The 25,371-nt window shown below is 70.6% G+C and carries 20 protein-coding genes; 7 read left to right on the plus strand and 13 right to left on the minus strand.

Annotated features, from left to right (window positions below; genetic code table 11):
• Positions 1 to 49 precede the first annotated feature (49 nt).
• The 8 genes from gmk to pyrR are packed head-to-tail and all read right to left on the minus strand — an operon-like array spanning position 50 to position 9,557.
• Positions 50 to 946 (minus strand): guanylate kinase, encoded by an 897-nt coding sequence (gene gmk / locus QUC20_RS08650; protein ID WP_259455162.1) that lies wholly within the window; start codon positions 944 to 946, stop codon positions 50 to 52.
• Complete coding sequence (gene pyrF / locus QUC20_RS08655; protein ID WP_289329602.1) at positions 939 to 1,808, minus strand: orotidine-5'-phosphate decarboxylase; 870 nt, start codon at positions 1,806 to 1,808, stop codon at positions 939 to 941. The genes gmk and pyrF overlap by 8 nt, the downstream gene beginning before the upstream one ends.
• Entirely contained in the window at positions 1,805 to 5,092 is a 3,288-nt protein-coding gene (gene carB, locus QUC20_RS08660; RefSeq protein ID WP_289329603.1) for a carbamoyl-phosphate synthase large subunit, read from the minus strand. The genes pyrF and carB overlap by 4 nt, the downstream gene beginning before the upstream one ends.
• A complete protein-coding gene (carA, locus tag QUC20_RS08665; RefSeq protein WP_434543633.1) occupies positions 5,092 to 6,240 on the minus strand; it encodes a glutamine-hydrolyzing carbamoyl-phosphate synthase small subunit in 1,149 nt (382 codons plus the stop codon). Before carA ends, carB begins: the two co-directional genes overlap by 1 nt.
• Entirely contained in the window at positions 6,237 to 6,761 is a 525-nt protein-coding gene (locus tag QUC20_RS08670; protein ID WP_289329604.1) for a PH-like domain-containing protein, read from the minus strand. Before QUC20_RS08670 ends, carA begins: the two co-directional genes overlap by 4 nt.
• Positions 6,758 to 8,068, minus strand: a complete 1,311-nt coding sequence (locus QUC20_RS08675) for a dihydroorotase (protein ID WP_120262537.1) — start codon at positions 8,066 to 8,068, stop codon at positions 6,758 to 6,760. Before QUC20_RS08675 ends, QUC20_RS08670 begins: the two co-directional genes overlap by 4 nt.
• Positions 8,065 to 9,030 (minus strand): aspartate carbamoyltransferase catalytic subunit, encoded by a 966-nt coding sequence (locus tag QUC20_RS08680; RefSeq protein ID WP_120262536.1) that lies wholly within the window; start codon positions 9,028 to 9,030, stop codon positions 8,065 to 8,067. Before QUC20_RS08680 ends, QUC20_RS08675 begins: the two co-directional genes overlap by 4 nt.
• Positions 9,027 to 9,557 (minus strand): bifunctional pyr operon transcriptional regulator/uracil phosphoribosyltransferase PyrR, encoded by a 531-nt coding sequence (pyrR, locus tag QUC20_RS08685; RefSeq protein WP_120264288.1) that lies wholly within the window; start codon positions 9,555 to 9,557, stop codon positions 9,027 to 9,029. Before pyrR ends, QUC20_RS08680 begins: the two co-directional genes overlap by 4 nt.
• Positions 9,558 to 9,701: 144 nt before the next feature.
• Here pyrR and mvk point away from each other — a divergent pair, with 144 nt between their 5' ends.
• The 6 genes from mvk to QUC20_RS08715 are packed head-to-tail and all read left to right on the plus strand — an operon-like array spanning position 9,702 to position 16,073.
• The gene (gene mvk, locus QUC20_RS08690) at positions 9,702 to 10,706 is read left to right on the plus strand and encodes a mevalonate kinase (protein ID WP_289329605.1); all 1,005 of its coding nucleotides are present in this window, start codon (positions 9,702 to 9,704) and stop codon (positions 10,704 to 10,706) included.
• Positions 10,703 to 11,671 carry a diphosphomevalonate decarboxylase gene (gene mvaD / locus QUC20_RS08695; protein ID WP_289329606.1) on the plus strand — a complete coding sequence of 323 codons (969 nt, stop codon included), beginning with the start codon at positions 10,703 to 10,705 and terminating at the stop codon, positions 11,669 to 11,671. Before mvk ends, mvaD begins: the two co-directional genes overlap by 4 nt.
• Positions 11,668 to 12,810, plus strand: a complete 1,143-nt coding sequence (locus QUC20_RS08700; RefSeq protein WP_289329607.1) for a phosphomevalonate kinase — start codon at positions 11,668 to 11,670, stop codon at positions 12,808 to 12,810. The genes mvaD and QUC20_RS08700 overlap by 4 nt, the downstream gene beginning before the upstream one ends.
• Positions 12,800 to 13,879 (plus strand): type 2 isopentenyl-diphosphate Delta-isomerase, encoded by a 1,080-nt coding sequence (gene fni / locus QUC20_RS08705; protein ID WP_289329608.1) that lies wholly within the window; start codon positions 12,800 to 12,802, stop codon positions 13,877 to 13,879. The genes QUC20_RS08700 and fni overlap by 11 nt, the downstream gene beginning before the upstream one ends.
• Positions 13,876 to 14,922: a hydroxymethylglutaryl-CoA reductase gene (locus QUC20_RS08710; protein ID WP_289329609.1), complete on the plus strand. Its 1,047-nt coding sequence runs from the start codon at positions 13,876 to 13,878 to the stop codon at positions 14,920 to 14,922. The genes fni and QUC20_RS08710 overlap by 4 nt, the downstream gene beginning before the upstream one ends.
• Complete coding sequence (locus QUC20_RS08715) at positions 14,919 to 16,073, plus strand: hydroxymethylglutaryl-CoA synthase (protein ID WP_120262530.1); 1,155 nt, start codon at positions 14,919 to 14,921, stop codon at positions 16,071 to 16,073. The genes QUC20_RS08710 and QUC20_RS08715 overlap by 4 nt, the downstream gene beginning before the upstream one ends.
• Before the next feature lie 170 nt (positions 16,074 to 16,243).
• Here the strand turns inward: QUC20_RS08715 and QUC20_RS08720 are convergent, their stop codons facing one another.
• Positions 16,244 to 19,150, minus strand: a complete 2,907-nt coding sequence (locus QUC20_RS08720) for a UPF0182 family membrane protein (protein ID WP_289329610.1) — start codon at positions 19,148 to 19,150, stop codon at positions 16,244 to 16,246.
• A 41-nt stretch (positions 19,151 to 19,191) separates the two neighbouring features.
• Complete coding sequence (locus tag QUC20_RS08725) at positions 19,192 to 20,313, minus strand: YlbL family protein (protein WP_289329611.1); 1,122 nt, start codon at positions 20,311 to 20,313, stop codon at positions 19,192 to 19,194.
• A gap of 125 nt (positions 20,314 to 20,438) precedes the next feature.
• Here QUC20_RS08725 and QUC20_RS08730 point away from each other — a divergent pair, with 125 nt between their 5' ends.
• On the plus strand, positions 20,439 to 21,854 hold the full coding sequence (locus tag QUC20_RS08730) for a zinc-dependent metalloprotease (RefSeq protein WP_289329612.1): 1,416 nt from the start codon (positions 20,439 to 20,441) through the stop codon (positions 21,852 to 21,854).
• 325 nt (positions 21,855 to 22,179) lie between these two features.
• Here QUC20_RS08730 and QUC20_RS08735 read toward each other — a convergent pair whose 3' ends face one another.
• The 3 genes from QUC20_RS08735 to nudC all read right to left on the minus strand — a co-directional run bounded on the left by QUC20_RS08735 (position 22,180) and on the right by nudC (position 25,290).
• Positions 22,180 to 22,515, minus strand: coding sequence for a hypothetical protein (locus tag QUC20_RS08735; RefSeq protein WP_289329613.1), 336 nt, complete (start codon positions 22,513 to 22,515; stop codon positions 22,180 to 22,182).
• A gap of 121 nt (positions 22,516 to 22,636) precedes the next feature.
• Positions 22,637 to 24,391, minus strand: coding sequence for an ATP-dependent helicase (locus tag QUC20_RS08740; RefSeq protein ID WP_289329614.1), 1,755 nt, complete (start codon positions 24,389 to 24,391; stop codon positions 22,637 to 22,639).
• Positions 24,388 to 25,290, minus strand: a complete 903-nt coding sequence (gene nudC, locus QUC20_RS08745) for an NAD(+) diphosphatase (protein WP_289329615.1) — start codon at positions 25,288 to 25,290, stop codon at positions 24,388 to 24,390. Before nudC ends, QUC20_RS08740 begins: the two co-directional genes overlap by 4 nt.
• Between the last annotated feature and the right edge of the window lie 81 nt (positions 25,291 to 25,371).

The following is a 25,371-nucleotide window of genomic DNA, read 5'->3' on the forward strand; positions in this document are numbered from 1 at the left end:
AGAGTCTGCTGCCGCGCCGCAGGCGCAGGCATCCCCCCAGTCTACGCGATCAGTTCGCCAGCGCGGCGACCTCGTCGGCCGCGCGGGCGACGGTGTCGTTGACGACGCGGTAGTCGAACTCGTTCTGCGAGGCGAGTTCCACGCGCGCTGTGCGCAGACGGCGGGCGCGTTCCTCCGCATCCTCGGTGCCGCGGCCGACGAGCCGATCGACCAGCTCGTCCCAGCTCGGGGGCAGCAGGAAGACCAGGGTCGCGTCGGGCGCGGCGGCGCGGACCTGACGGGCTCCCTGCAGGTCGATCTCGAGGAGCACCGTGCGCCCCTCGGCCAGTGCCGCCTCGATGGGTGCCTTGGGGGTGCCGTACCGATGACGGTTGTGCACCGTCGCCCATTCGAGAAGCTCCCCCTCGGCGACGAGGCGGTCGAACTCGGCGTCGTCGACGAAGTAGTAGTGCTCGCCGTCGACCTCGCCCGGTCGCGGCGCCCGGGTGGTCGCCGACACCGACAGCAGGATCTCCGGGTGGTTGTCGCGGATGTGGGCGGCGACCGTCCCCTTGCCGACGGCGGTCGGCCCGGCCAGCACGAGCAGCCGGGAACGCCCGGTGCGCGGCTGGGGTTCGGGGAGGCGGGCATCGAGGAACCGCTGCAACGCGAGCCGCTGGCGCGAGCCGAGACCGCCGAGGCGTTTGACGGGTGAGATGTCGAGGTCCGCGAGGATGCGGTCGCGCTTGTTCTCACCGATCGCCGGGATCGCGGTGAGGAAGTCCGTGACCCGCATCGCGCCAGCGGCCGACTCGGGATCGGCGAGGGCACGCCGCAGCAGCTCCTGAGGCGAGATGACGCGCATCGCGACGTCCTTCTTCAGCGCTGCCCGCTCACGGCGCGCGGCGACGGCGCGACGCGAGGCTGCCGCACGGTCGACCTCGGGCGGGTGGGGACGATCAGCCACGGGTTTCCTCCTCTGCCTCCGCCAGCTCGCGGCGGTGCGCGTCGATGGCGCCCACGATGCCATCGGGACCGGCCGTGAGAACACTGCGGCTCGCGCTCGCGATCACCTGGCCCGCGTGCGCGCCGAACACCGACCGCAGGTCGCCGAGCGCCACCCCCTGCGCACCGAAGCCGGGCGCGAGGATCGGTGCGCCGCGCAGTGACTCGTCGGCGAGACCGAGCTCGCCGCGGTCGACGGTCGCCCCGACGACCAGTCCGACGTGACCGAGCGTTCCCGCGTCGGCGGCCGACCGGTTGGCCCAGCCGACGCCGGACGCGACCCAGTCCGCGACCGTCTGACCGCGTCGCGCGTCCACCGCGGTGACCTCCGCGGACTGCAGGCCGTATGCCTCGGGATTGCTGGTCGCAGCGAGAACGAAGACGCCCTTGCCGGCACGCGCGGCGCCGGCGATCGCGCCGCGGAGAGAGCCGGGACCGAGGTACGGACTCACCGTCACGGCATCCGCCTCCAGCGGCGCGCCCGGCTCGAGCCACGCCGCGGCGTAGCCGTCCATCGTGCTGCCGATGTCTCCGCGCTTCGCATCCGCGATCACGATGAGCCCCGCGTCACGTGCTGCAGCCTGCACCTCTTCGAGGGCGGCGAAGCCGGCCGATCCGTATCGCTCGAAGAACGCGACCTGCGGTTTGACGACCCCGACACGGCCGCGCGCGGCATCGACCACGCGCATGCCGAACTCGCGCACGCCCGCGGCTGAGGCCGGAAGGCCCCAGTCCGCGAGCAGTGCCGCGTGCGGGTCGATGCCGACGCAGAGCGGCCCGTATGTCTCGAGCGCGCCGGACAGACGCTCCCCGAATGCGGTCACCGGCGCCCTGCCCGTTCGAGGGCGTAGTCCTGCAGGCTCTTCACCTGGAAGCCCTCGCGGAGGACGGGCAGCGCGCTGACGGCGGCACCGAGGACGGCCATCGTGGTGAACAGGGCGCGGTCGCCGGCGACGGCAGCGGCTCGGATCTCGTAACCGTCGGCGCGAGCGACACCGCCCGACGGCGTGTTCACGACCATGTCGATCTCACCGGCGTTGATCAGGTCGACGACGTTGCGCTCACCCGAGGCCTGCGTCTCGGAGTACTTGCCCACGACCTCGACGCGGATGCCGTTGCGGGCCAGGATCTCCGCGGTGCCCTCCGTCGCGACCAGCCGGAACCCGAGCTCCTGCAGCCGGTGGGCGGGGAGGATGACAGCCCGCTTGTCGTCGTCGGCCACGGAGAGGAACACCGTCCCCGAAGTCGGCATCCCGCCGTAGGCGGCCGCCTGGCTCTTGGCGAAAGCGGTCGGGAAGTCGCGGTCGATGCCCATCACCTCACCCGTGGACCGCATCTCGGGCCCGAGGACCGAGTCGACGGTGCGTCCGTCGGCGGTGCGGAACCGCTTGAAGGGCAGGACGGCCTCCTTCACCGCGACCGGCGCATCGAGCGGGACGCGCGAGCCGTCTTCGGCGGGAAGCAGACCCTCGGCCTTGAGCTCGGCGATGGACGAGCCGGCCATGATCCGCGACGCGGCCTTGGCGAGCGGGATGCCCAGCGCCTTCGACACGAACGGCACCGTGCGGCTCGCGCGAGGGTTGGCCTCGATGACGTAGAGCACACCCGCCGACACGGCGAACTGCACGTTGAGCAGACCGCGCACGCCCACGCCCCGTGCGATCGCGAGAGTCGCATCGCGCACCCGATCGATCTCGGTGCGTCCGAGCGACATCGGCGGCAGCGTGCAGCTCGAGTCGCCGGAGTGGATGCCGGCCTCCTCGAGGTGCTCCATGACGCCGCCGATGTAGAGCTCGTCACCGTCGAACAGCGCGTCGACGTCGAGCTCGACCGCATCATCGAGGAAGCGATCGACCAGCAGCGGGAGGCCCGGGCCGATGATCGCCTGGTCGGCCACCCGAACGAAGTAGTCGCGCAGGCTCTCGGTGTCGTAGACGATCTCCATGCCGCGTCCGCCCAGGACGAAGCTCGGGCGCACGAGCACGGGGTAACCGATCGACTCGGCGACCTCGACAGCCCCGTCGACGTCGATCGCGGTGCCGTTGCGAGGGGCGACGAGCCCTGCTTCGTCGAGCAGACGCGAGAAGAGCTCGCGCTCCTCGGCGAGATCGATCGCCTCGGGCTGGGTGCCGAGGATGCCGTACCCGGCGGCCTCGATGCCCTTCGCGAGCCCGAGCGGCGTCTGTCCGCCGAGCTGGCAGATGACCCCGAGGATCGTGCCCGACTGCGACTCGGCGTGCAGCACCTCGAGGACGTCCTCGAGGGTCAGCGGCTCGAAGTAGAGCCGATCGCTCGTGTCGTAGTCGGTCGAGACCGTCTCGGGGTTGCAGTTGACCATGATCGTCTCGTACCCGGCATCCGCCAGCGCGAAGCTCGCATGCACGCACGAGTAGTCGAACTCGACGCCCTGACCGATGCGGTTCGGGCCCGAGCCGATGATGACGACCTTGGTGCGATCGGACGGTGTGACCTCGGTCTCGGTGTCATACGACGAGTAGTGGTACGGCGTGAGCGCGGGGAACTCGCCGGCACAGGTGTCGACCGTCTTGAAGACCGGGCGCAGGCCGAGGGCGTAGCGGATGCCGCGCACCTCTTCTTCGGTGGTGCCGCGGAGCTGCGCGATCTGGGCATCGCTGAACCCGTGGTCCTTGGCCGTGCGGATGACGTGCTCGTCGAGCTCGCCGGCGCCGGCGACGAACGCGGCGACCTCGTTGATGAGCGCGATCTGGTCGAGGAACCACGGGTCGATCGCGGTGGCTTCGAAGGCCTGCTCGATCGATGCACCCTTGCGCATCGCCTGCTGCAGCACGACGATACGGCCGTCGGTCGGGGTCTTGGCGATCTCGAGCAGCTCGTCCACCGACCGCTCCTCGTCGCCCCAGTGGAAGCTCGAGCCTCGCTTCTCGAGCGATCGCAGGGCCTTCTGGAGCGCCGTGGCGTAGTTCCGTCCGATGGCCATCGCTTCGCCGACCGACTTCATGGTGGTCGTGAGCGTGGTGTCGGCGGCCGGGAACTTCTCGAAGTTGAAGCGCGGCACCTTCACGACCACGTAGTCGAGGGTCGGCTCGAAGCTCGCCGGGGTGACCTTGGTGATGTCGTTCGGGATCTCGTCGAGGCGGTAGCCGATCGCCAGCTTCGCAGCGATCTTCGCGATGGGGAATCCGGTCGCCTTCGACGCCAGCGCCGACGAACGCGACACGCGCGGGTTCATCTCGATGACGATGATGCGACCGGTCTGCGGATCGACAGCGAACTGGATGTTGCAGCCACCGGTGTCGACGCCGACGGCGCGGATGATGTCGATGCCGATGTCGCGCATCTTCTGGTACTCGCGATCGGTGAGGGTCAGCGCCGGGGCGACGGTGATCGAGTCGCCGGTGTGGACGCCGACCGGATCGACGTTCTCGATGGAGCACACGACCACGGTGTTGTCGGCCGAGTCGCGCATGAGCTCGAGCTCGTACTCCTTCCAACCGAGGATCGACTCCTCGAGCAGGACCTCGGTCGTCGGCGAGTCGCGCAGGCCCGCCCCGGCGATGCGGCGAAGGTCCTTCTCGTCGTACGCGAAGCCGGAGCCGAGTCCGCCCATCGTGAAGGACGGGCGCACGACGAGCGGGTAGCCGAGCTCGGCGGCCCCGGCGAGCACCTCGTCCATCGTGTGGCAGATGCGGCTGTCGGCGACATCCGCTCCCGAGTCGATGACGAGCTGCTTGAAGATCTGGCGATCCTCGCCCTTGTTGATCGCCTCGAAGTTCGCACCGATCAGCTCGATGTCGTACTTCTCGAGGATGCCGTGCTTGTGCAGGTCGATCGCGGCGTTGAGCGCGGTCTGGCCGCCCAGCGTCGGCAGGATCGCGTCGGGGCGTTCCTTCGCGATGATCGTCTCGATGACCTGCCACGTGATCGGCTCGATGTAGGTGGCGTCGGCGAAGTCGGGATCGGTCATGATCGTCGCCGGGTTCGAGTTGACGAGGATGACGCGGACGCCCTCCTCGCGGAGCACGCGGCACGCCTGGGTGCCGGAGTAGTCGAATTCGCAGGCCTGGCCGATGACGATCGGGCCCGACCCGATGACGAGGACGCTCTGGATATCGTCGCGCTTGGGCATCAGTTCTTGTTCTCCTGGGTCGCGATCACGAGGTCGCGGAAGCGGTCGAAGAGGTAGTTGGCATCGTGCGGTCCGGCGGCGGCCTCCGGGTGGTACTGCACCGAGAAGGCCGGCAGGTCGAGGGCGCGCAGGCCCTCCACGACGTTGTCGTTGAGGCCGACGTGGCTGACCTCGACGCGGCCGAAGCCGGCCGGGCTGTCGACGACGCCCTCGATGGGCGCATCGACGGCGAAGCCGTGGTTGTGCGCGGTGATCTCGACGCGTCCGGTCTGCTTGTCGAGCACGGGCTGATTGATGCCGCGGTGGCCGAAGGGCAGCTTGTACGTGCCGAAGCCGAGGGCGCGGCCGAGGAGCTGGTTGCCGAAGCAGATGCCGAAGAACGGCAGCTTGTCGGCGAGCACGCCCCGCAGCAGCTCGACGTGGCGGTCGCTCGCGGCCGGGTCGCCGGGGCCGTTGGAGTAGAACACCGCGATGGGGTCGATCGCGCGCAGCTGCTCGAGGGTCACGTCCTGAGGCAGCACGTGGACGTCGAACCCGCGGGCGGCGAGATTGTTCACCGTCGCCTGCTTGACCCCGAGGTCGAGCACCGCGAGGTTTCCGAGCCGCTCCCCCGTTGCCGGCGTCACCTCGGCGGCGGGCACCGATACCTCAGCCGAGAGGTTGCGACCGGTCATCTCGGGCGCCTCCCGGACGATGCGCAGCTGCTCGTCGGGATCGATGTCGGCGGCATCACCGCTGAAAACGCCGCCGCGCATCGATCCCGCCGAGCGCAGGACGCGGGTGACGGCGCGCGTGTCGATGCCGCTGATGCCGACGATGCCGTCGCGCTCGAGCGACTCGTCGAGAGAGTTCTCCGAGCGCCAGTTCGACACGACGCGCGAGGGGTCGCGGACGATGTATCCGGCGACCCAGATGCGGCGCGACTCGACGTCCTCGCCGTTCATGCCGGTGTTCCCGATGTGGGGGGCGGTCTGCAGCACGATCTGACCGGCGTAGGACGGGTCGGTGAGGGTCTCCTGGTAGCCGGTCATGCCGGTGGCGAAGACGACCTCTCCGAGAGTGGTGCCGCGCGCGCCGTAGGCGCGGCCGATGTGGCGGGATCCGTCCTCGAGCACGAGCACGGCGGGGTCGCGGGTGAACAGTGTCACGCGTCGCCTCCTGGGGTCTGGGTGGGGGTCACGATGGTCTGGATGGCATCGGCCAGCGCACGGGCCGATGCGGTCTGGGGTCGGAAGTAGCTGTCGACGGTCGTCTCGTCGTCGATCAGCCAGCTCAGGCGCGTCAGGCCTTGCTTCTCGACGACGCGGTCGATCGCGACGGTGGCCTGATCGACGGAGACGACGCGCGCGGCGGGGATGAACAGGCGCGGCTGACCGGTCAGGTCGATGGCCACGCCGGCATCCGCACCGCCCGCGGCGACGATGACGTCGACACGGGAGCGGAATCCGAGCCCGCGGATGGCGAGGCGCTCGAGCGGCTCGTCGTGGCGGGTCGTCGCGACGTAGAGTCCCGAGATCGCCGCCGTCTGCACGGCTCCCGCGGGCAGTTCGCCGAACGGTGCCGTGAGGCCGCTGTCGCGCCTCGTTCGTCGTCGCCAGGCCCAGACCCCGAGTGCGAGCAGCACCAGGGCGACAGCGACCATGACGAGCAGGGCGCCCTCGCGGCTCACGCGCGCGCTCCCGGCCGGTCGAGCAGACCGCCGTCGGCGACCGTCGCCGTGCCGCGGAAGAACGTCCAGCGCACCTCGCCGGGCAGCTCGCGGTCGAGATAGGGCGAGTTGACGCTGCGTCCGCGGAGGTCGGCATCCGTGAACGTGCGCACCGGGCGCGGATCGTAGAGCGTGAACGACGCGGGGCGGCCCGCCTCCAGCGGCGTGCCCGCGTCGGTCAGGCGACCGATCCGGGCAGGGGCCGCCGAGAGCACGCGGGCGACGTCGTCCCACCCGAGCATCCCGGTGTCGACGACCGCCTGCTGCACGACGCGCAGTGCGGACTCGAGGCCCACCATGCCGTTGGCGGCCGCGGCCCATTCGCAGCTCTTCGCCTCGGCGGGGTGCGGTGCGTGGTCGGTCGCGACGATGTCGATCGTGCCGTCGGCGAGCCCCTCGCGCACCGCCTGCACGTCTTCGTCACGCCGGAGGGGCGGGTTGACCTTGAAGCGGGCGTCGTAACCGCGAACGAGTTCCTCGGACAGCAGCAGGTGATGGGGTGTGACCTCGGCGGTCACGTTGACGCCGCGCTTCTTGGCCCACCGGATGATGTCGACGGAGCCGGCCGTCGACAGGTGGCAGACGTGCAGACGCGACCCGACGTGCTCGGCCAGCAGCACGTCGCGCGCGATGATCGACTCCTCGGCGACCGCCGGCCACCCGGTCAGGCCGAGCTCGGCCGACACGGTGCCCTCGTTCATCTGGGCGCCCTCGGTCAGCCGCGGGTCCTGCGCATGCTGCGCCACGACGCCGTCGAACGACTTCACGTACTCCAGGGCGCGACGCATGATGAGGGGGTCGAAGACGCAGAACCCGTCGTCGCTGAAGACACGGACTCGTGCGCGCGAGGCGGCCATCGCCCCGAGCTCGGCCAGTCGCTCGCCCTTCTGCCCGATCGTCACGGCCCCGATGGGCTGCACATGGACATACCCGGCGGCCTCACCGAGGGCGAGCTCCTGCTCGACGACGCCGGCGGTGTCGGCGACGGGCGAGGTGTTCGGCATGGCGAAGACGGTCGTGAAACCCCCCGCCGCGGCGGCCCGCGAGCCGGTGAGGATGGTCTCGGAGGCCTCGTAGCCCGGCTCGCGCAGATGCGTGTGCAGGTCGACCAGCCCGGGGAGCGCCACGAGCCCGTCGGCGTCGACCACGGTCGCCCCGTCGGCGCTGAGACCCGAGCCGACCTCGGTGATCATCCCGTCGGCGATCACCATGTCGACGGCGTCGCCCCCGGCGCGGCGCGCTCCGCGGATGAGGAAGCTCTCGCTCATCGTCCGTCCTCCTCAGCTTCGGTGCGCTCGCCCGCCAGCAGCAGGTAGAGCACGGCCATCCGCACCGAGACGCCGTTCGCGACCTGCTCGAGCACGGTCGAGCGCGGCGAATCGGCGGCGGCGGCGGAGATCTCCATCCCCCGGTTCATCGGGCCGGGGTGCAGGACAATGCTATCGGCCGGAAGGGCCGCCAGTCGCGCGGCATCCAGCCCCCACATGCGCGAATACTCCCGTTCAGTCGGGAAATACGCCGCGTTCATGCGCTCGAGCTGGATGCGCAGCATCATGAGCGCGTCGGGCCTCTCGGCAAGGGCCTCGTCGAGGTCGTAGGCCACACGCACGGGCCATGCCGAGACGTCCTGCGGGACGAGCGTGGGCGGCGCGACGAGCGACACCTCGGCGCCCAGCGTCGTCAGGAGCCAGACGTTCGACCGCGCGACGCGCGAATGGAGGATGTCGCCGACGATCGTGACCCGCAGACCCGCGAGGTCGCGACCGCGGCTGTCGTCGCCGAAGAATCGTTTGCGGATCGTGAACGCGTCGAGCAGGGCCTGCGTCGGATGAGCGTGCGTGCCGTCGCCGGCGTTGACGACTCCCGCGCTGATCCAGCCGCTGGTAGCCAGGGTCTGCGGCGCACCGGACGCGCCGTGGCGGATCACGACGGCGTCGGCGCCCATGGCCTGCAGCGTCTGCGCGGTGTCCTGCAGCGACTCGCCCTTGGAGACCGACGAACCCTTGGCCGAGAAGTTGATGACGTCGGCCGAGAGGCGTTTCGCCGCCGCCTCGAACGAGATCCGAGTGCGGGTGGAGTCCTCGAAGAACAGGTTCACGACCGTCTTGCCCCGGAGCGTGGGGAGCTTGCGCACCTCGCGCTGCTGCGTGGCGGACATGTCCTCGGCGACGTCGAGGATACGAAGCGCGTCGAGCCGGTCGAGGGTCTTGGTGTCGAGCAGGTGCCTCATGATCCGATCGTCACCTCTTCGACGCCGTCGATCTCGCGCAGGCGCACGTTCACCCGCTCATCGCGGGCGCTGGGCAGGTTCTTGCCGACGAAGTCGGGCCGGATCGGCAGCTCACGGTGGCCGCGGTCGACCAGAGCTGCCAGTCGCACCGCCGCGGGGCGGCCGACGTCCTGCAATGCGTCGAGGGCCGCCCGGATCGACCTCCCCGAGAACAGCACGTCGTCGACGAGGACGACCACCTTGCCGTCGACGCCGCCGGCGGGGATCGCCGTCGGCTGCGGAGCTCGTGTCGGATTGCGGTGCAGATCGTCGCGATACATCGTCACATCGAGTGCTCCGACCGGGACGACCGTCCCGGAGATCTCCGCGAGGAGAGAGCCGATGCGTGCGGCGAGGGGAACTCCCCGCCGCGGGATGCCGAGGATGACGAGGTCGGCGGGGCCCCTGTTGGATTCGAGGATCTCGTGGGAGATCCTCGTCAGGGCCCGGGCGATGTCGGCTTCATGCAGCACGGTGCGCGTGCTCATCCGCCGCTCCCTTCTCCGCCTCACAGGACGGTGTTAAAGGTTGCTGGGTGCGGCGCCCATGATAGCGGTCGCGACCGCGTCCGGTCGCATCGGCGCACACTCGGGTCCCGCCCCGGGGCGGACTGTTACGCTCGACGAAATTCCATGACTGCACCGACCGACGTCCCCATCGCACCGGACGCCCGTCTGCACGTGGCAACGCACGGCTCGGCCGCGGAGCCCGGAGCAACGGGCCGCGCCGGTGCGAAGGCTATCCTCCTGGGCGAGCATGCCGTCGTCTACGGTCGCCCGGCGATCGCTATCCCCGTCCGCGCTCTCGGTGTCGAGGCGCACGCGCATCCGACGGACGGTCGCGGTCATCTCGCCAGCACCCTGTATCACGGGCCCATCGCGCACGCCCCGGACCGGCTGAACGTGACGCTGACGGCCATGCGGGCGGCGCTCGCCGCCGCCGGCAGGCCGGACGCCGCCCTCGACATCTCCATCAACAGCAGCATCCCTGCCGAACGCGGGCTGGGATCGAGCGCCGCCGTGTCGGCGGCGGTCATCGAAGCGGTGCTGGGCGCGTGCGGCCTCGCGGCCGATGACGAGATGATGCACGAGCTGATCCAGACCGCCGAGCGCGCCGCCCACGGCGCGCCGAGCGGACTCGACGCCCGCACGGTGCGCGCTCGCAAGGCGGTGTGGTTCGACCGGGGCCGCATCGAGCCCGTCTCCGTGGGCGCTGATCTCGTCTTCGTGATCGCCGACACCGGGGTCCGCGGCCGGACGCGCGAGGCCGTCGCCGCCGTCGCCGAACGCCGCGAGAGCGATCCGGCAGGCGTGGAATCGACCCTCGACGAACTTGGCGAGCTCGCCACCGCGCTGCGCGGCGACGTCTCGACCGGTGATCGCGAGGCGATCGGCGGCGCGATGAGCCGCGCCCACGTGCTCCTCAACGGGCTCGGGGTCGGCGATCCGGCCCTCGACCACCTCGTGCACGCGGCGATGGCAGGCGACGCGCTCGGAGCCAAACTGACCGGCGGCGGTCGCGGCGGCTGTGTCCTCGCGCTCGCCCGCGACACCGCCGCCGCAGCCGAGCTCGGCGAACGACTCACCCGCGCCGGCGCCGCCGCGGTCTGGACCACCACCGTCGAAGGAGCCGCATGAGCACCGCGACAGCCATCGCGCATCCGAACATCGCGCTCGTGAAGTACTGGGGCAAACGCGACAGCGTGTTGAACCTCCCCGCCACGGGGAGCCTCTCGATGACGCTCGACATCTTCCCCACCACCACGACCGTGAGCCTCGACGAGACCGCGACCGGTGACGTCCTCGTGTTCAACGGCGACGAGCGGGTCGACGGGCCCGCCGAGCGCGTCTCGCGATTCCTCGACATCGTGCGGGAGCTCGCGGGCAGCTCGGTCGCGGCTCGGGTCGACACCGTCAACACGGTCCCGTCAGCCGCGGGGCTCGCATCGTCGGCCTCGGGCTTCGCGGCTCTGGCCGTGGCTGCCGCCCGCGCGTACGGGCTCGATCTCGACACCCGCGCCCTCAGTCGCCTCGCCCGGCGCGGCTCGGGGTCCGCATCACGGTCGGTCATACCCGGTTTCGCGATCTGGCATGCGGGCGACAGCGACGAGACCTCTTTCGCGGAGCCCGTCGACGCGCCCGACCTCGCGATGGTCGTCGCCATGGTCGAGAAGCGAGAGAAGCCGGTCTCCAGCCGCGAGGCCATGCGCCGCACGGTGCTCACGTCACCGTTCTACCCGGCGTGGGTCTCCTCGACGGCAGAGAGTCTCGAGGCCGCGGCGGAGGCGTGCCGCGCGGGTGACGTCGAGCGGCTTGGACGCATCACCGAGGTGAACGCCCTGCGGATGCACGCGCTGATCCAGTCGTGCGACCCGCCGATCCGCTACCTCAGCCCCGTCAGCGTCGAGATCTTCGACCGTGTCGCAGCCCTGCGCGAAGCCGGTGTCGAAGCCTGGGCGACCGCGGACGCCGGTCCGAACGTCGTCGTGCTGACCCGGCCTGACGCGGTCAGCGCTGTGACCGCGTCGCTCGACGGGCTCGCCGAGCTCGCCGTCGCCCGCCCGGGCCCCGCCGCCGCTCTGGTGACGCGAGCAGGCGAATGACGCCTGCCGACCCGACCGGCGCGATCGTCGTGCACGCGCCCGGCAAGCTCTTCATCGCGGGTGAGTACGCTGTCGTCTCCCCCGGCGAGCCCGCCGTACTCATCGCCGTCGACCGCTACTTGACGGTGTCACTCACCGAGAGCGTCGACGAGGGCAGCATCCACTCGCCCGAGTACAGCAGGATGCCGGTGCGCTGGACCCGCGGCCAGGACGGGCTGACCCTCGACCGCGAGCACCATCCGTACGACTACGTCATCGCTGCGATCGAGGCATCCGAGCGGCTGCGCGCCGAACGGGGCCTGCGTCCGCGTTTCTTCGACCTGTTCATCGAGAGCGGCCTCGACGATCCCAGCGGCCGCAAGTTCGGGCTCGGGTCGTCAGCCGCCGTGACCGTCGCGACGATCGCCGCGATCGACCGGTTCTACGGCTTCGACCTCGGCACCCGCGGGCGCTACGAGCTTGCGATGCTCGCCACCATCGCCGTCGCCCCGAACGCTTCGGGAGGCGACGTCGCCGCGAGCACCTACGGCGGGTGGATCGGGTACCGCTCGCCCGATCGAGAGCGGCTGCGCGCGGCACGACGCGAGCGCGGCGTCGCAGCGGTGCTCGGATCGGAAGCCTGGGACGGCGCGGAGATCATCCGCCTCACTCCCCCGTCCGGCCTCGACCTGATCGTCGGGTGGACTGGGCACCCTGCCTCCACCGAGCGCCTGGTGAGCGGCGTCTCGCGCGGCACGAACGTCGCCGGCGACGCGCACACCGGGTTCCTCGAGGCCTCACGCGCATGCGTCGGCGACCTGTGGCGCGCACTCGCCGTCCGCCCCGATGACGCCGGCCGCGCGGGATCCGACGACGAGCTCGCTCTCGACGCGCTGCGCCGCAACCGACGTCTCCTGCAGGCGCTCGGGGCGCGGACGGGCGTGACCATCGAGACCGACCGGCTGCGCGTCCTGTGCGATGCGGCCGAGGCGATCGGCGCCGCCGGTAAGCCTTCCGGCGCCGGTGGCGGCGACTGCGGCATCGTCCTCGCGCCCGCCGACTCCGACGTCGCCGGGATGCTGCGGGTCTGGGAGACCAACGACATCCGACACCTCACGATCGGCGTGCACCCGCCGGAAGGAGAGCACCATGCCGGCTGAACAGGCCTCCGAGCGCAAGGACGACCACGTCCGTCTGGCCGCCGCACAGCAGAAGGAGTCGCCCCGACCCAATGGCTGGGACGACGTGCGTTTCGTCCACCACGCCCTCGCGGGTGTCGATGCCGACCGCGTCGACCTCGGCGTCGAGGTCGCCGGGACGCGCTGGGCACTGCCGTTCTACGTCAACGCCATGACCGGAGGCAGCGCTTCGACCGGCGCGATCAACCGCGACCTCGCGATCGCCGCGCGCGAGACGGGCGTCGCGATCGCCTCCGGTTCGCTGAGCATCGCGCTCGACAATCCCGAGCTGATGGGGACCTTCCGCGTCATTCGCGACGAGAACCCCGATGGCTTCGTCATGGCCAACGTCGGTATCGAGCGCTCGCCCGAGGACGCGCAGCGTGCCGTCGACGCCCTGGCGGCCAACGCCCTCCAGGTGCATGTCAATGCGATGCAGGAGACCGTCATGCCCGAGGGCAGCCGCTCGTTCTCGAGCTGGCCGGCATCCCTCGAAGCCATCGTCGCCGCCGTCGACGTCCCCGTCGTGGTGAAGGAGGTCGGATTCGGCCTGAGCGCCGAGACGCTCTCCCGGCTCGGTGGCATGGGCGTGCGCTTCGCCGACGTCTCGGGGGTCGGCGGGACCGACTTCATGCGCATCGAGAACGACCGCCGCTCGGGCCGCGACTACGCCTACCTCGCCGGGTGGGGGCAGTCGGCCGTCGAATGCCTGCTGGAGGCACCGGCCGACGCTCCCGTGCTGCTCGCTTCGGGAGGGGTCCGGACCCCCCTCGACGTCGCCCGCGGTCTCGCGCTCGGCGCCCGAGCGGTCGGCGCGTCCGGGTCGTTCCTGTCCGTCGTGCTCGACGGGGGCGCGGAAGCGCTGATTTCTCGCATCCGGGAATGGTCAGACCACCTCACGGCGTTGCATTCGCTGGTGGGGGCGACCCGTCCGGACGACCTCCGCCGAACCGACCTGATCATCCACGGACGCGCGGCGGAGTACGCCCGCGCCCGGGGCATCGACATCGACAGCCTGGCGCACCGCGCCGGCGGGAAGGACCCGCGATGAGCACCGAGTTCACCCCGATCCCCCTCCGCTGGGTGGGGCCGCTCCGGCTGACCGGTGACGTCGAGACCGAGCAGGAGGTGCCCCTCGCGACCTACGAATCGCCGCTGTGGCCCTCGGTCGGACGGGGGGCGCGCATCTCCCGGCTCGTCGACGACGGCATCCGGGTGACGGTGGTGGACGAACGGATGACGCGCTCGTCGCTCTTCGTCGCCGAGACCGCTGCCGCCGCCGTCACCGCCTCCCGCGCGATCGTCGCACGCTTCGACGAGCTCGCCGCGGCCGTCTCCGAGCGCAGCCGGCATGCGAAGCTCATCGATCTCGACACCGAGATCGTCGGCAACCTCCTGTACGTGCGCTTCGCGCTGACAACGGGCGACGCCTCGGGCCACAACATGGTGACCTTCGCCGCGGAGACCCTGATGGAGCGGGTTCTCTCGTGGCACCCCGAGCTCTCGTACGGCTCGATCTCGGGCAACTACTGCACCGACAAGAAGGCCACCGCCGTCAACGGCATCCTCGGACGCGGGCGCAACGTCATCGCCGAGATCCTCATCCCGGCCGAACTGGTCGACAAGCAACTGCGTTCGACCGCGCAGCGCATCGTCGACCTCAACGTGCAGAAGAACCTCGTCGGATCGACCATCGCGGGCGCGCTGCGTTCGGCCAACGCCCACTACGCCAACATGCTCCTGGCGTTCTACCTGGCCACGGGTCAGGATGCCGCCAACATCGTCGAGGGCTCCCAGGGGTTCACGTGGGCCGAGGTGCGCGGAGACGGCGACCTGTACTTCTCGTGCACTCTCCCCCACCTCATCGTCGGCACCGTCGGCAACGGCAAGGACCTGCCGGCCGTCGACGACGCCCTCGCCCGCCTCGGCTGCCGCGACGAGCGCCCCGCCGGCGAGAACGCCCGGCGCCTCGCCGGTCTGATCGCCGCCACCGTCCTCTGCGGTGAGCTCTCCCTGCTCGCCGCCCAGACCAACCCTGGGGAGCTCATGCAGTCGCACCTGCTCCTCGAGCGCCGGAAGGATTCCACGAAGTGACCACCATCGGCATCCACGACCTCGCCGTCGCCACCGCCTCGCACGTCGTCGAGCTCGACGACCTCGCGGCACGCGCCGACATCGATCCCGCGAAGTTCCGCATCGGGCTCGGTCAGGAGCAGATGAGCATCCCGGGCCTCGACGAAGACATCGTCACGATGGGGGCCGCCGCCGCGCAGCGCATCATCGACCGCCACGGCGTCGATGGCATCCGTACGCTGTTCTTCGCGACCGAGACCGGCATCGACCAGTCGCGCGCAGCCGGCGTGCACGTGCACGAGCTGCTCGGTCTGCCCCGGTCGGTGCGCGTCGTCGAGCTGAAGCAGGCCTGCTACTCCGCGACGGCCGCTCTTCAGGCGGCTGCGGGTCTCATCGCACGCAACCCCGACGAGCGTGTGCTCGTCATCGCGAGCGACGTCGCCCGTTACGAGCTCGACACCGCGGCCGAGCCCACGCAGGGTGCCGGGGCGGTCGCCTTCCTCGTCTCCGCCGACCCGGCCATCGCGGTCCTCGAGACCGCTGCGGGCGTCTACACCGCCGAGGTCGACGACTTCTGGCGGCCGAACGACAGCGTGACCGCCGTCGTCGACGGAAAGCTCTCGGTCAGCGCCTACCTCGACGGCGTCGCCGGCGCGTGGGATGACTACCGCTCGCGCGGCGGAGTCGACATCGACCAGATCGACTGGTTCTGCCACCACCAGCCGTTCACCAAGATGGCGGTCAAAGCGCACCGCGCTCTTGGGCAGCACTTGGGCGTCGAGCTCGACCCGGAGCTGGTGACGGCCACGACAGGCTACAACCGCCGGATCGGCAACTCGTACACCGCATCGCTCTACATCGCCCTGGCCGCGCTCCTCGAAGGCGAGAACGACCTCACGGGATCGCGCATCGGCCTGTTCAGCTACGGTTCGGGGTCGGTGAGCGAGTTCTTCACGCTCGTCGTGCAGCCGGGTTACCGCGACGCGACGCGCGGAGCGGAGACCGAGGCCATCCTCGCCGCACGCACCCCGGTCGACGTCCCGACCTACCGCGACCTCCACGATGCGGCGCACCGCGACAGCACCGTCGACGTGACGATCGCCCCCGAGTCCCCCGGTCCGTTCCACTTCGCCGGCCTCTCGGCCCGGGCCCGCCGCTACACCCGCGACTGACCCTCCCCTCTCACCGCACGCTCCGCGAGAGCGCGCGAACGCACGGTTCCAGCCCCCTGGCACCGTGCGTTCGTGCATCCTGGCCACTCGGCCCGGGGTAGGGCGCAGGGCGGGGCTCACGCAGAGAGGGCCCCGACAGCAGTCGGGGCCCTCTCTGCGTTGCGGGTGGGTCAGTTCTGGCCCTGCTCACCGAGCTCGAGCAGGCGCGAGATCGCCTCCGTGAGCTTGGCATCCGCTGCGCCGTACGCCGCCCAGTCAGCGTTCTGCATGGCCGTGTTTCGCTCGGCGAGAGCATCGCGCGCCTGGTTCAGGGCCGCCTGGTAGTCCGCGGCGGGTGTCGTCGGCGCGGTCCCGCCGTCACCGGTGCCCGGAGTCGCCTCGTCGCCGGGGCTCGGCTCGGGCACGACATCCGTGTCTCCCGTGCTCGCGCCCGAGTCACCGCCGAACAGCTTGTCGAGGGCCGCTTGCAGGGTGTCCTCGAAAGCGACCTGATCGCCGAAACCGACGAGCACCTTCTGCAGCGTCGGGAGCTTTGTCGCCCCGCTCGACTGCACGAACACAGGCTGCACGTAGAGCAGGCCGCCGCCGACGGGCAGCGTCAGGAGGTTGCCGTTGATGACCTCGGACTGTCCCTGACGCAGGATGTTCGAGAACGACGACACGACGGGGTCGGCGTTGAACGTGTTCTGCACCTGGCCGGGGCCGGGGACGGGCGTCTCGGCATTGACCTCGAGCATCCGCAGCTTGCCGTACTCACCGCTGACGACACCCGCTTCGGAACCGGCGTCGGAGTCGACCGAGAGGTAGCCCATCAGAACGTTACGGGTGTCCTGACCACCGGGGATGAAGGACGAGAACATCGAGTACGACGGCGCGTCCTGGCCGGGCATCTTCATCGTCAGGTAGTACGGCGGCTGCAGCTGCGTGTCCTGCTGCGGGTCGTTCGGCGTCTTCCACGCGTTGTCGCGCGAGTAGAACGACTGCGCCGTGTCGACGTGGTAGGTGCCGAGCATCGCGCGCTGCACCTTGAACAGGTCGGTGGGGTACCGGACATGGCTCATGAGATCGCCGCTCATTTCGCTGATCGGCTTGAGCGTGTTGGGGTAGACCTTCTGCCAGGCCTGCAGCAGCGGGTCGGTCTCGTCCCACGCGTACAGCGTCACCTCGCCCGAGTACGCGTCGACCGTCGCCTTCACCGAGTTGCGGATGTAGTTGATGTTGTCGAGTGCGACGCGGGGCTGCGGGTTCGACGAATCCGAGATCGCGTCGCTGAGGCTGACGATCGACGAGTACGGGTAGTTGGCACTCAACGTGTAGCCGTCGACGATCCACACGATGCGCCCGTCGACGACCGAGGGGTACGGGTCGTTGTCGAGCTCGAGGTACGGCGCCACCTTCTGCACGCGCGTCGCGGGGTCGCGGTCGTAGAGGATCTGCGAGTCGTCGTTGATGGCGTCCGAGAACAGGATGTCCGTCGACTGGAACTTCAGCGAGTAGATCAGACGGTGGAAGACGTCGCCGATCGAGGGACCGCCGTCGCCCTCGAACGTCGTCTTCGTCTGGCTCTCGCCCTCCTGACCGCGCGGGTAGTCGAGCTCGATGGGCGACGAGCCCTCGGGGGCGCCGACGATCGAGTACGTGGGCGAGAACTCGCCGAAGTACACGCGCGGCTCGTACGCCTGGCCGGCCGTCAGCTCTCCGGATGCCGGGATGCCGCGCTCGACGAAGACCGGGTTGCCGTCGGCCGTGCGCTCGTTGCCCTTGGCGGCCACCATGCCGTAGCCGTGGGTGTAGACGAGGGTCGTGTTGTACCACGAGGCCGCGTCACCGAGCTGGTTGACGTTGAGCTCGCGAACCGAGACGACGGTGTCCTGCGACTGTCCGTCGATCTCGTAGCGGTCGACGTCGAGAGGCTCGGCGAACTGGTAGTACGAGCGGTACTGCTCGATCTGGCGCACCGTCGGTCCGATGATGGCGGGGTCCATGATGCGGATCGACGCGGTCGTGTCTGCATCGGCGCGCAGCTGACCCGGCTCGACGTCGGTGACGGCCTGGAAGTCGGTCTTCTCGAGTCCGGCGATGCCGTACGCGGCCTTCGTGCCCTCGATGTTGCGCTCGTAGTACTGCGACTCGAGCGTCAGCTGGTTCGGGCGCACCTGCACGTTGTTGACGAACCACGGGTAGGCGACGCCGACCACGAGGGAGGTCACGACCAGGAGCCCCGTGCCGATGAGCGGGAAGCGCCAGCGGCCGATGATCGCGGTGACGAAGAAGAGCACCGCCACGATCGCAGCGGCGATCGCGAGGATCGTCTGCCCGGGGATGACGGCGTTGACGTCCACGTACGCGGCGCCCGTGATGCGGTCGTTCGGCGTGACCAGGGTGCGGTACCGGTCGATCCAGATGCTCACGCCCTGGACCAGCAGGTAGATGCCGGCGATGACGGCGAGCTGGATGCGCGCCGACTTCGAGATCCGCAGCTCGCGCTGTCCGACCCGGACGGAGCCGTACAGGTACGACACGAGGGCGGTCACCAGCAGGCACACGATGACGATCGCCGAGACGAACCCCACGGCCGCCGAGAGGAACGGCAGCGTGAAGAGGTAGAAGCCGGTGTCGAGCCCGAACTGCGGGTCGGTGGTGCCGGTGGTGCCCCCGTTGAGCCAGAGCGCCACGGTCTCCCATTGCGCGGATGCTGCGAAGCCGGCGAAGAACCCGAAGAAGGTCGGGATACCCCACATGCCCAGACGGCGCAGCGGCTCGACGACCTCCTGATAGCGGTCGAGCTGCGAGCTCAGACGCGCGTACACCGGCCGCAACCGGTACGCGAGCTGGATCGAGAGCCAGACGGGTACCGCCATCGCGACGAATCCGACGACGAACATGATCGCGCGAGCGGTCCACTGGGTCACCAGTACACCGTCGAAGCCGAGTTGCCGGAACCACAGCCAATCGGCGTAGAGGCTCGCGAAGATGAAGAAGGCCACCACCACGGCCGCGATGACGGCGAGGGTGATGCCGACGGCGCGGCGGGATCTGCTGGGTGTGGCCGGGTTCGGCGCTGAGGTCGTGGTCACCTCTCCATCCTAGGCGCCGCCCGCTGGGGGGAAGCCGAGGCTCAGTCGGCGGTGCAGGTCGGGAGGGCGTCGAGGTCGCCGCCCTCGCTGACGGCCTCGACGACCGAGAGGGCGTCGTCGAGATCCGCGACCGAGAACACCCGGAGTCCGTTGGGGATGTGGCCGACGACCTCGTTGCAGTTGCGCTGGGGCGCGAGGAACCAGTCCGCGCCGGCGTCCTTGGCGCCGTAGAGCTTCTGACGGATGCCGCCGATCGGGCCGACGTTGCCTTCGGCATCGATCGTGCCGGTCCCCGCGAACCGTTCGCCACCGGTGAGCTCGCCCGGCGTCAGGGTGTCGATGATGCCCAGGGCGAACATCATCCCCGCGCTCGGGCCGCCCACGTTGTCGAGCTGGAGGGTGACGTCGATCGGGAAGTCGAAGTCCTGCGCGATCGTGACACCGATGACCCACCGGGTCTCGCCGTCCGTCGTCATCTGCGTCGGGGTGACCTCGACGGTGCGCTGCTCCCCCGCGCGGTCCACGTCGAGGCTGAGCGGACGTCCACCGGCGGCGTTGACGGCGGCGCGCAGTGCCGCGGTGGTGGCGACGGGCTCACCGTCGACGGAGCGGATAACGTCATCGGGCTCGAGGAGGCCCGTCGCGGGTGAGTCGTCGGCGAGTCGATACACACGCACGAGCGAGGTGACGTCGTAGCCGAGTTCGCTCAGCGCCGCGGCGGTCGCCTCCTTCTGCGAGTCGACCATGAGGGCGGCGTTCTCGTCGTTGCGCTGCTCGGTCGTGACGCCCTCGGGGAAAATCTCGTCGATCGGGACGACCGCGCGCGCGGGATCGAACCAGGCGGCGGCGAGCTCCAGCCACGACGGCGTGCGTTCGCGATTTCCCAGCACCTCGACCGTCAGCAGGTCGAGCGTGCCCGACGTCGGGAACGTCTCGGCGCCCTCGACGCTGATGAGCGGCCGCCGTTCCCCGTCACCGGAGGAGACCGACCCGAGGGTGTCGTAGACGGGGCCGGGACGCTGGATCACGAACGAGGTCGGCACGATCGTCAGGACCAGCAGTGCGACGAGGGAGAAGGACACCGCCCAGAGACCCGCGAGCGAGGCCCGGCTCATACGTCGTCGGGGCGCGGGGGCGGAGGCGTTCTCGTCGAAAAGTGACACGTGCTGCTTTCTGGTCCCGGTCGTTCGCGACCGGCGAAAGCGAACGGGGTCCGTTCGCGCCGTGCGACGAGGTCGTGCGGCTAGCGTAGAACGCGAGCTGACCGCCCTGCTGAAAGGCGCCTGACATGGCTGATGACGACCGCTCTCCCGAGGACGAGTTCCAGGAGATGCTCCGCAACCTGCTCGGCCAGGGCGGCTCCCTGGGGCCCGAGCAGCTCGAACGCCTGTCGGCGATGGGCGTCGACCCCGCGATGCTGCAGCAGATGATGCATCATCTGCAGGGCGCCTTCGCTGCCGGCGGCGACGGCGGGGTCGACTGGAGCGCGACCCGCACGCAGGCCCTCCACCTCGCCAACAAAGACGGTCACGGCATCAGCGCCGGCGATCGCCAGGACTTCTCCGAGGCCTTCGCCCTGGCGACGCTGTGGCTGAGCGAGGCCACGACGATCTCCGACCTGCCCACCCCGCCCCGGGCGCTGACGCGCGGCGCCTGGGTCGAGGCGACGCTTCCGGTGTGGCAGGAGCTCGCCGAGCCGGTCGCCACCTCCGTCGCCGATGCGCTGACCGCCGCACTCGAGTCGCAGGCTCCGGAAGAGATGCAGAGCATGATCGCCGGCGCCGGCCGCCTGATGCGCACGGTGGGCGGCTCGCTGTTCGCCGCGCAGCTGGGCGCGGTGGTCGGCAAGCTCTCGCTCGAGGTCGTCTCGGGCGGTGACGTCGGCATCCCCGTCATGCCCGATGGCGAAGCGGCGATCCTCCCCCAGAATTTCGCTGACTTCGGTCGCGACCTCGGCATCGACGACGAGCAGCTGGCCCTGTCGCTCGCGACCCGCGAGCTCGCGCACGCGCGGCTGTTCCGTCATGCCCGCTGGCTGCGGCTGCACGTCATCTCCCAGGTCACGGACTTCGCCCGCGGCATCCACGTCGACACCGATGCCCTCGAGGAGTTGGCGTCGCGCTTCGACCCCTCCCAGCCCGAAGAGCTGCGGCAGGCCCTCGAGAGCGGGGTGCTGCTCCCCCAGCGCTCCGAAGCACAGGCGGCCGCGCTCACCCGGCTCGAGCACCTGCTCGCGACGATCGAGGGCTGGGTCGACGTCGTCTCCGCCGACGCGACGACCCGGCTTCCGGCGGCCGACCGGATCGCCGAGGCGGTGCGCCGGCGCCGGGCCGTCGGTGGCCCCGCCGAACAGGCGATGGCGTCGCTCGTGGGACTCGAGTTGCGTCCGCGTCGCCTCCGCGAGGCCGCGGCGATGTGGCGTGCGATCACGGATGCCGTCGGCGCCGACGCCCGCGACAGCCTCTGGGACTACCCGGACCTCATGCCCACCCCTGCCGATGTGGACGATCCTGCTGCGCTCATCGGACGCCTGCAGGCGCGGGCGCGAGGCGAGGCTCCCGAGCGTGACGAGATGGACGACGCACTCGACGCGCTGCTCGCCTCTGCCGCGGCCGGAGACGACGCGGGCGGCACGACCGGCGAGGAGCCCGGCGATGCGCGCGGCCGACGCGACGACGGCCCCGAAGGTCCCACACCCGTCTGACGAGCGACCCACGACCCGCCTCCGGGCGCCGCTCCTCCCCAGGGGGGGCGCTGTGGTCGGCGCGGCAGGCGCCTGTGGAGACACCGGCGAGTCGGCGGCGGGGGCGTCGAGAATCGGGGACATGCTCCGTCTCGACGCATCAGCCGTACCGCTCTGGCGCTCGCCCACCGTCGTGCAGCTCGGCGACGAGCCCGGCGCTGCGGTCATCGACCCCGTCGAGCCGTGGCACGAACGCGTGCTCCACGCCCTGGTCGACGGCATCCCGGACGGCCTGTTCGAGGTGATCGCCCGCGACGCAGGAGCTTCCGTCGACGAGGTGGCACGCCTACGCGAGATCGTGGCTCCATCCCTCGCGGCGCCGCGTCGTGTTCCGGCACTCGCGGTGTCCTTCGCCGACGGCGTCGGTTCTGAGGACCGGGTCGTCGTCGCGGAGGCGCTCGCGGCCGCGGGAGCCAGCGTCGGGACGGTGGAGACCGGCATCCCCCTCGGGGTGCCGGGGCGAGTCGTCATCCTGGTCGCCTCCCGACTCGTCGAACCGCGCCGCGCCTCCGCTCTGGTCTCGGACGACGTACCCCATCTCGCGCTGGAACTCGCCGGCGATCGCGCCACGGCGGGTCCGCTCGTCTTCCCTGGCCGCACCGGCTGCCTCGCCTGTCTCCACGCGCACCGACGCGACTGCGACCCCGCGTGGCCCACCATCGCCGCGCAACTGCTGGCCCGCCCGTGCCCGCCCACCGATCCCGCGCTCATCACGGCGGCGTGCGCGGCGTCGGTGCAGCTGGTCAGTGCGCCCGTGACGGGCCGGAGCCGCTCGATGACCGTGCGGGCGTCGTCCGACGAGCCGACGTGGCAGTACCACGAACCTCATCGAGCGTGCTGGTGCCGATCTCCCGGACGAAGCGCGACACCTGGCGTTCATAGCGCCCCGATGTCCGCGCCCACGAAATCGTCAGCGTGCGCGCGGCCCGCGTGACACCGACGTAGGTCAAGCGGCGCTCCTCGTCGATCTGCTCGAACGTGGTGGCGTACGCGATCGGCAGCAACCCCTCCGCAAGGCCCACGAGGTGCACATGGTCCCACTCCAAGCCCTTCGCGGCGTGGAGCGTCGACAGCGTCACGGTGCGCGTGGCGATCTCGTGCTGGTCCCTCGCCCGCACCTGAAGCTCGTCGGTGAACGCCCGCATCGTGGTTCCGGTGGGCGCCTCTTCCGCGAGCCGGAGCAGCGCGGCGCGCGCCTCCCACGCATCACGGAGCGGACCACCGGCGGGCGGCGGCTCATCCGTCAGACCGAGCGAGCGCAGGATCGACCGCACGTCTGCGACGAGGTCACCCGACGAGGGTGCCACCGAGGCGCCTCGGAGCGCCATCACGGCCTGGCGGACCTCGGGGATGTCGAAGAAGCGCTTGCCGCCGAGCACCGCGGCGGCGATGCCGCGCCGCGCCAGCGCCGCCAGAAGCGGTGCCGACTGGGCGTTGACCCGGTACAGGACGGCGATATCTCGAGGATCGATTCCCCGCGAGAGCTGCTCGGCCACCGCTGCAGCCACCCCGTCGGCCTCGGCGGTGTCATCGGCGAACGCCCGGATCGTGGGTCGCGGATGATCCGGCGTCGCGCGCTGGGCCGTGAGCTCGAGGGCTCCGGGGCGACCACGCATGAGCGAGTTCGCCACCGCGACGACGCCCGCCTCGGATCGATAGTTCCGCTCGAGGCGCAGGATCCGGGCGTCGGGATGCCGCACCCCGAAGTCCAGCAGGTACGACGGGTCGGCACCGGCGAAGGAGTAGATCGTCTGGCTCGCGTCGCCGACGACGCACAGGTCGCGGCGCTCGCCGAGCCAGAGTTCGAGCAGTCGGTGCTGCACCGGCGAGACGTCCTGGAACTCGTCGACGGTGAAGTGCCGGTACTGCTCGCGAACCTCCGCGACGACGCGCGGCTCGGCCTCGAGCATCCCCGCACACGCGAGGAGCACGTCCTCGAAGTCGAGCTGGCGCCGCTCGTCCTTCAGCTGCTCGTACGACCGCTGCAACGCGACCACAGCGTCGAGGGAGAGCGAGCCGACCGGCTCGGGGCGGTCGAGCGCGTACCGATCGATGGAGCGCATGGTGATCTTCCGCCACTCGATCCGGGTGGCCACGTCGCGGAGAACCGCGGGATCAGGGTCCAGACCGATCGCATCAGCCGCCTGGGCGAGCAGCCGCACCTTGCTTCCGAGGATCGTCGGCGCCGCATCGCCGGCGAGCTGGGGCCAGAAGTAGTTCAGCTGCGCCAGAGCCGCCGAGTGGAAGGTCCGCGCGGCCACGCCGCCGACGCCCAGGGCGCGCAGCCGGCCCCGCATCTCCCCCGCTGCTTTCGCCGTGAAGGTCACCGCCATGACGCGACTCGGCGAGTACGCACCGGTCTCGACCCCGTGTGCGATGCGATGCGTGATCACACGGGTCTTGCCCGATCCCGCGCCCGCCAGAACGCAGACGGGACCGCGCAGCGCCGACGCCGCCTCGCGCTGCTGCTCGTCGAGTCCGGAGAGCGGGTCGCTCACGCCTCGTCCCCGCACCAGTCGACGATCAGGCGGCGCGCGATCGAGGCTGAGCCCGGCAACATCACCGGCCCGGCGCCGTCGAGCGATGCGCGGATCTCCTGGCGATCGAACCAACGGACGGCGACGATCTCCTCGCCGTCGGGGTGGGCACGCGACGCGTCGATAGCCACGGCGCGGAACCCGAGCATCAGCGACCGCGGGTACGGCCACGCCTGCGACCCGCGATAGACGAGGTCATCGACGACGACGCCGGCTTCCTCGGCGACCTCGCGGCGGATCGCGGTCTCGAGCGACTCGCCGGCTTCGACGAACCCCGCGAACGTCGAGAACCTGTTGTCCACCGCCCAGGCGGCGTTCTGCCCGAGGAGGAGCCGCTCGTTGCGGGCGTCGCTCACGGCCACGATGACGGCCGGATCGGTACGCGGGAACTGCTCGCGTCCGCATCCAGTGCACACCCGCGACCACCCGGCAGAGCGCAACCGCGCCGGTGAACCGCATCGCGGGCAGAAGCGGAAGTCGGCGAACCAGCGTCCGAGCGCGACCGCGGTCACGAACGCCCCGGCGTCCTCGTCGACGAGGTCGCCCCCCGACAGCCGGAGCGACGCCCAATCGTCCTCGTCATCGCTGTCGACGGGCTTGCCTTCGGCGGCGATCAGTCGTGCCGAGCCGTCTGCGGCGCGTCCGAGGAAGGCCCACTCGGTCGCGTCGGCGATGTCCACGGCATCCGCGGGCGAGTCCCAGACCAGTCGCTCTCCGCGCATCCGGGCGCGATCGCCCCGCACGCGCAGGACCCGGGTCGTCGAGTCGGTACGAAGACGATCGATGAGCGTCTCGTCGGACCGCTCTTCCGGTGACGGTTCGAAGACGGACCGGGCCAGCGCCGGCGGCTGCATTCGCATCTCGGGGACCTCTCTCGCGGGCGTGGCGCGTCGGCCTGCGCGGCCGCCCGACCTACCCTGATGGCATGGCTCGCTCTCCCT

It is taken from the genome of Microbacterium arborescens (assembly GCF_030369635.1).
GTDB lineage: Bacteria > Actinomycetota > Actinomycetes > Actinomycetales > Microbacteriaceae > Microbacterium.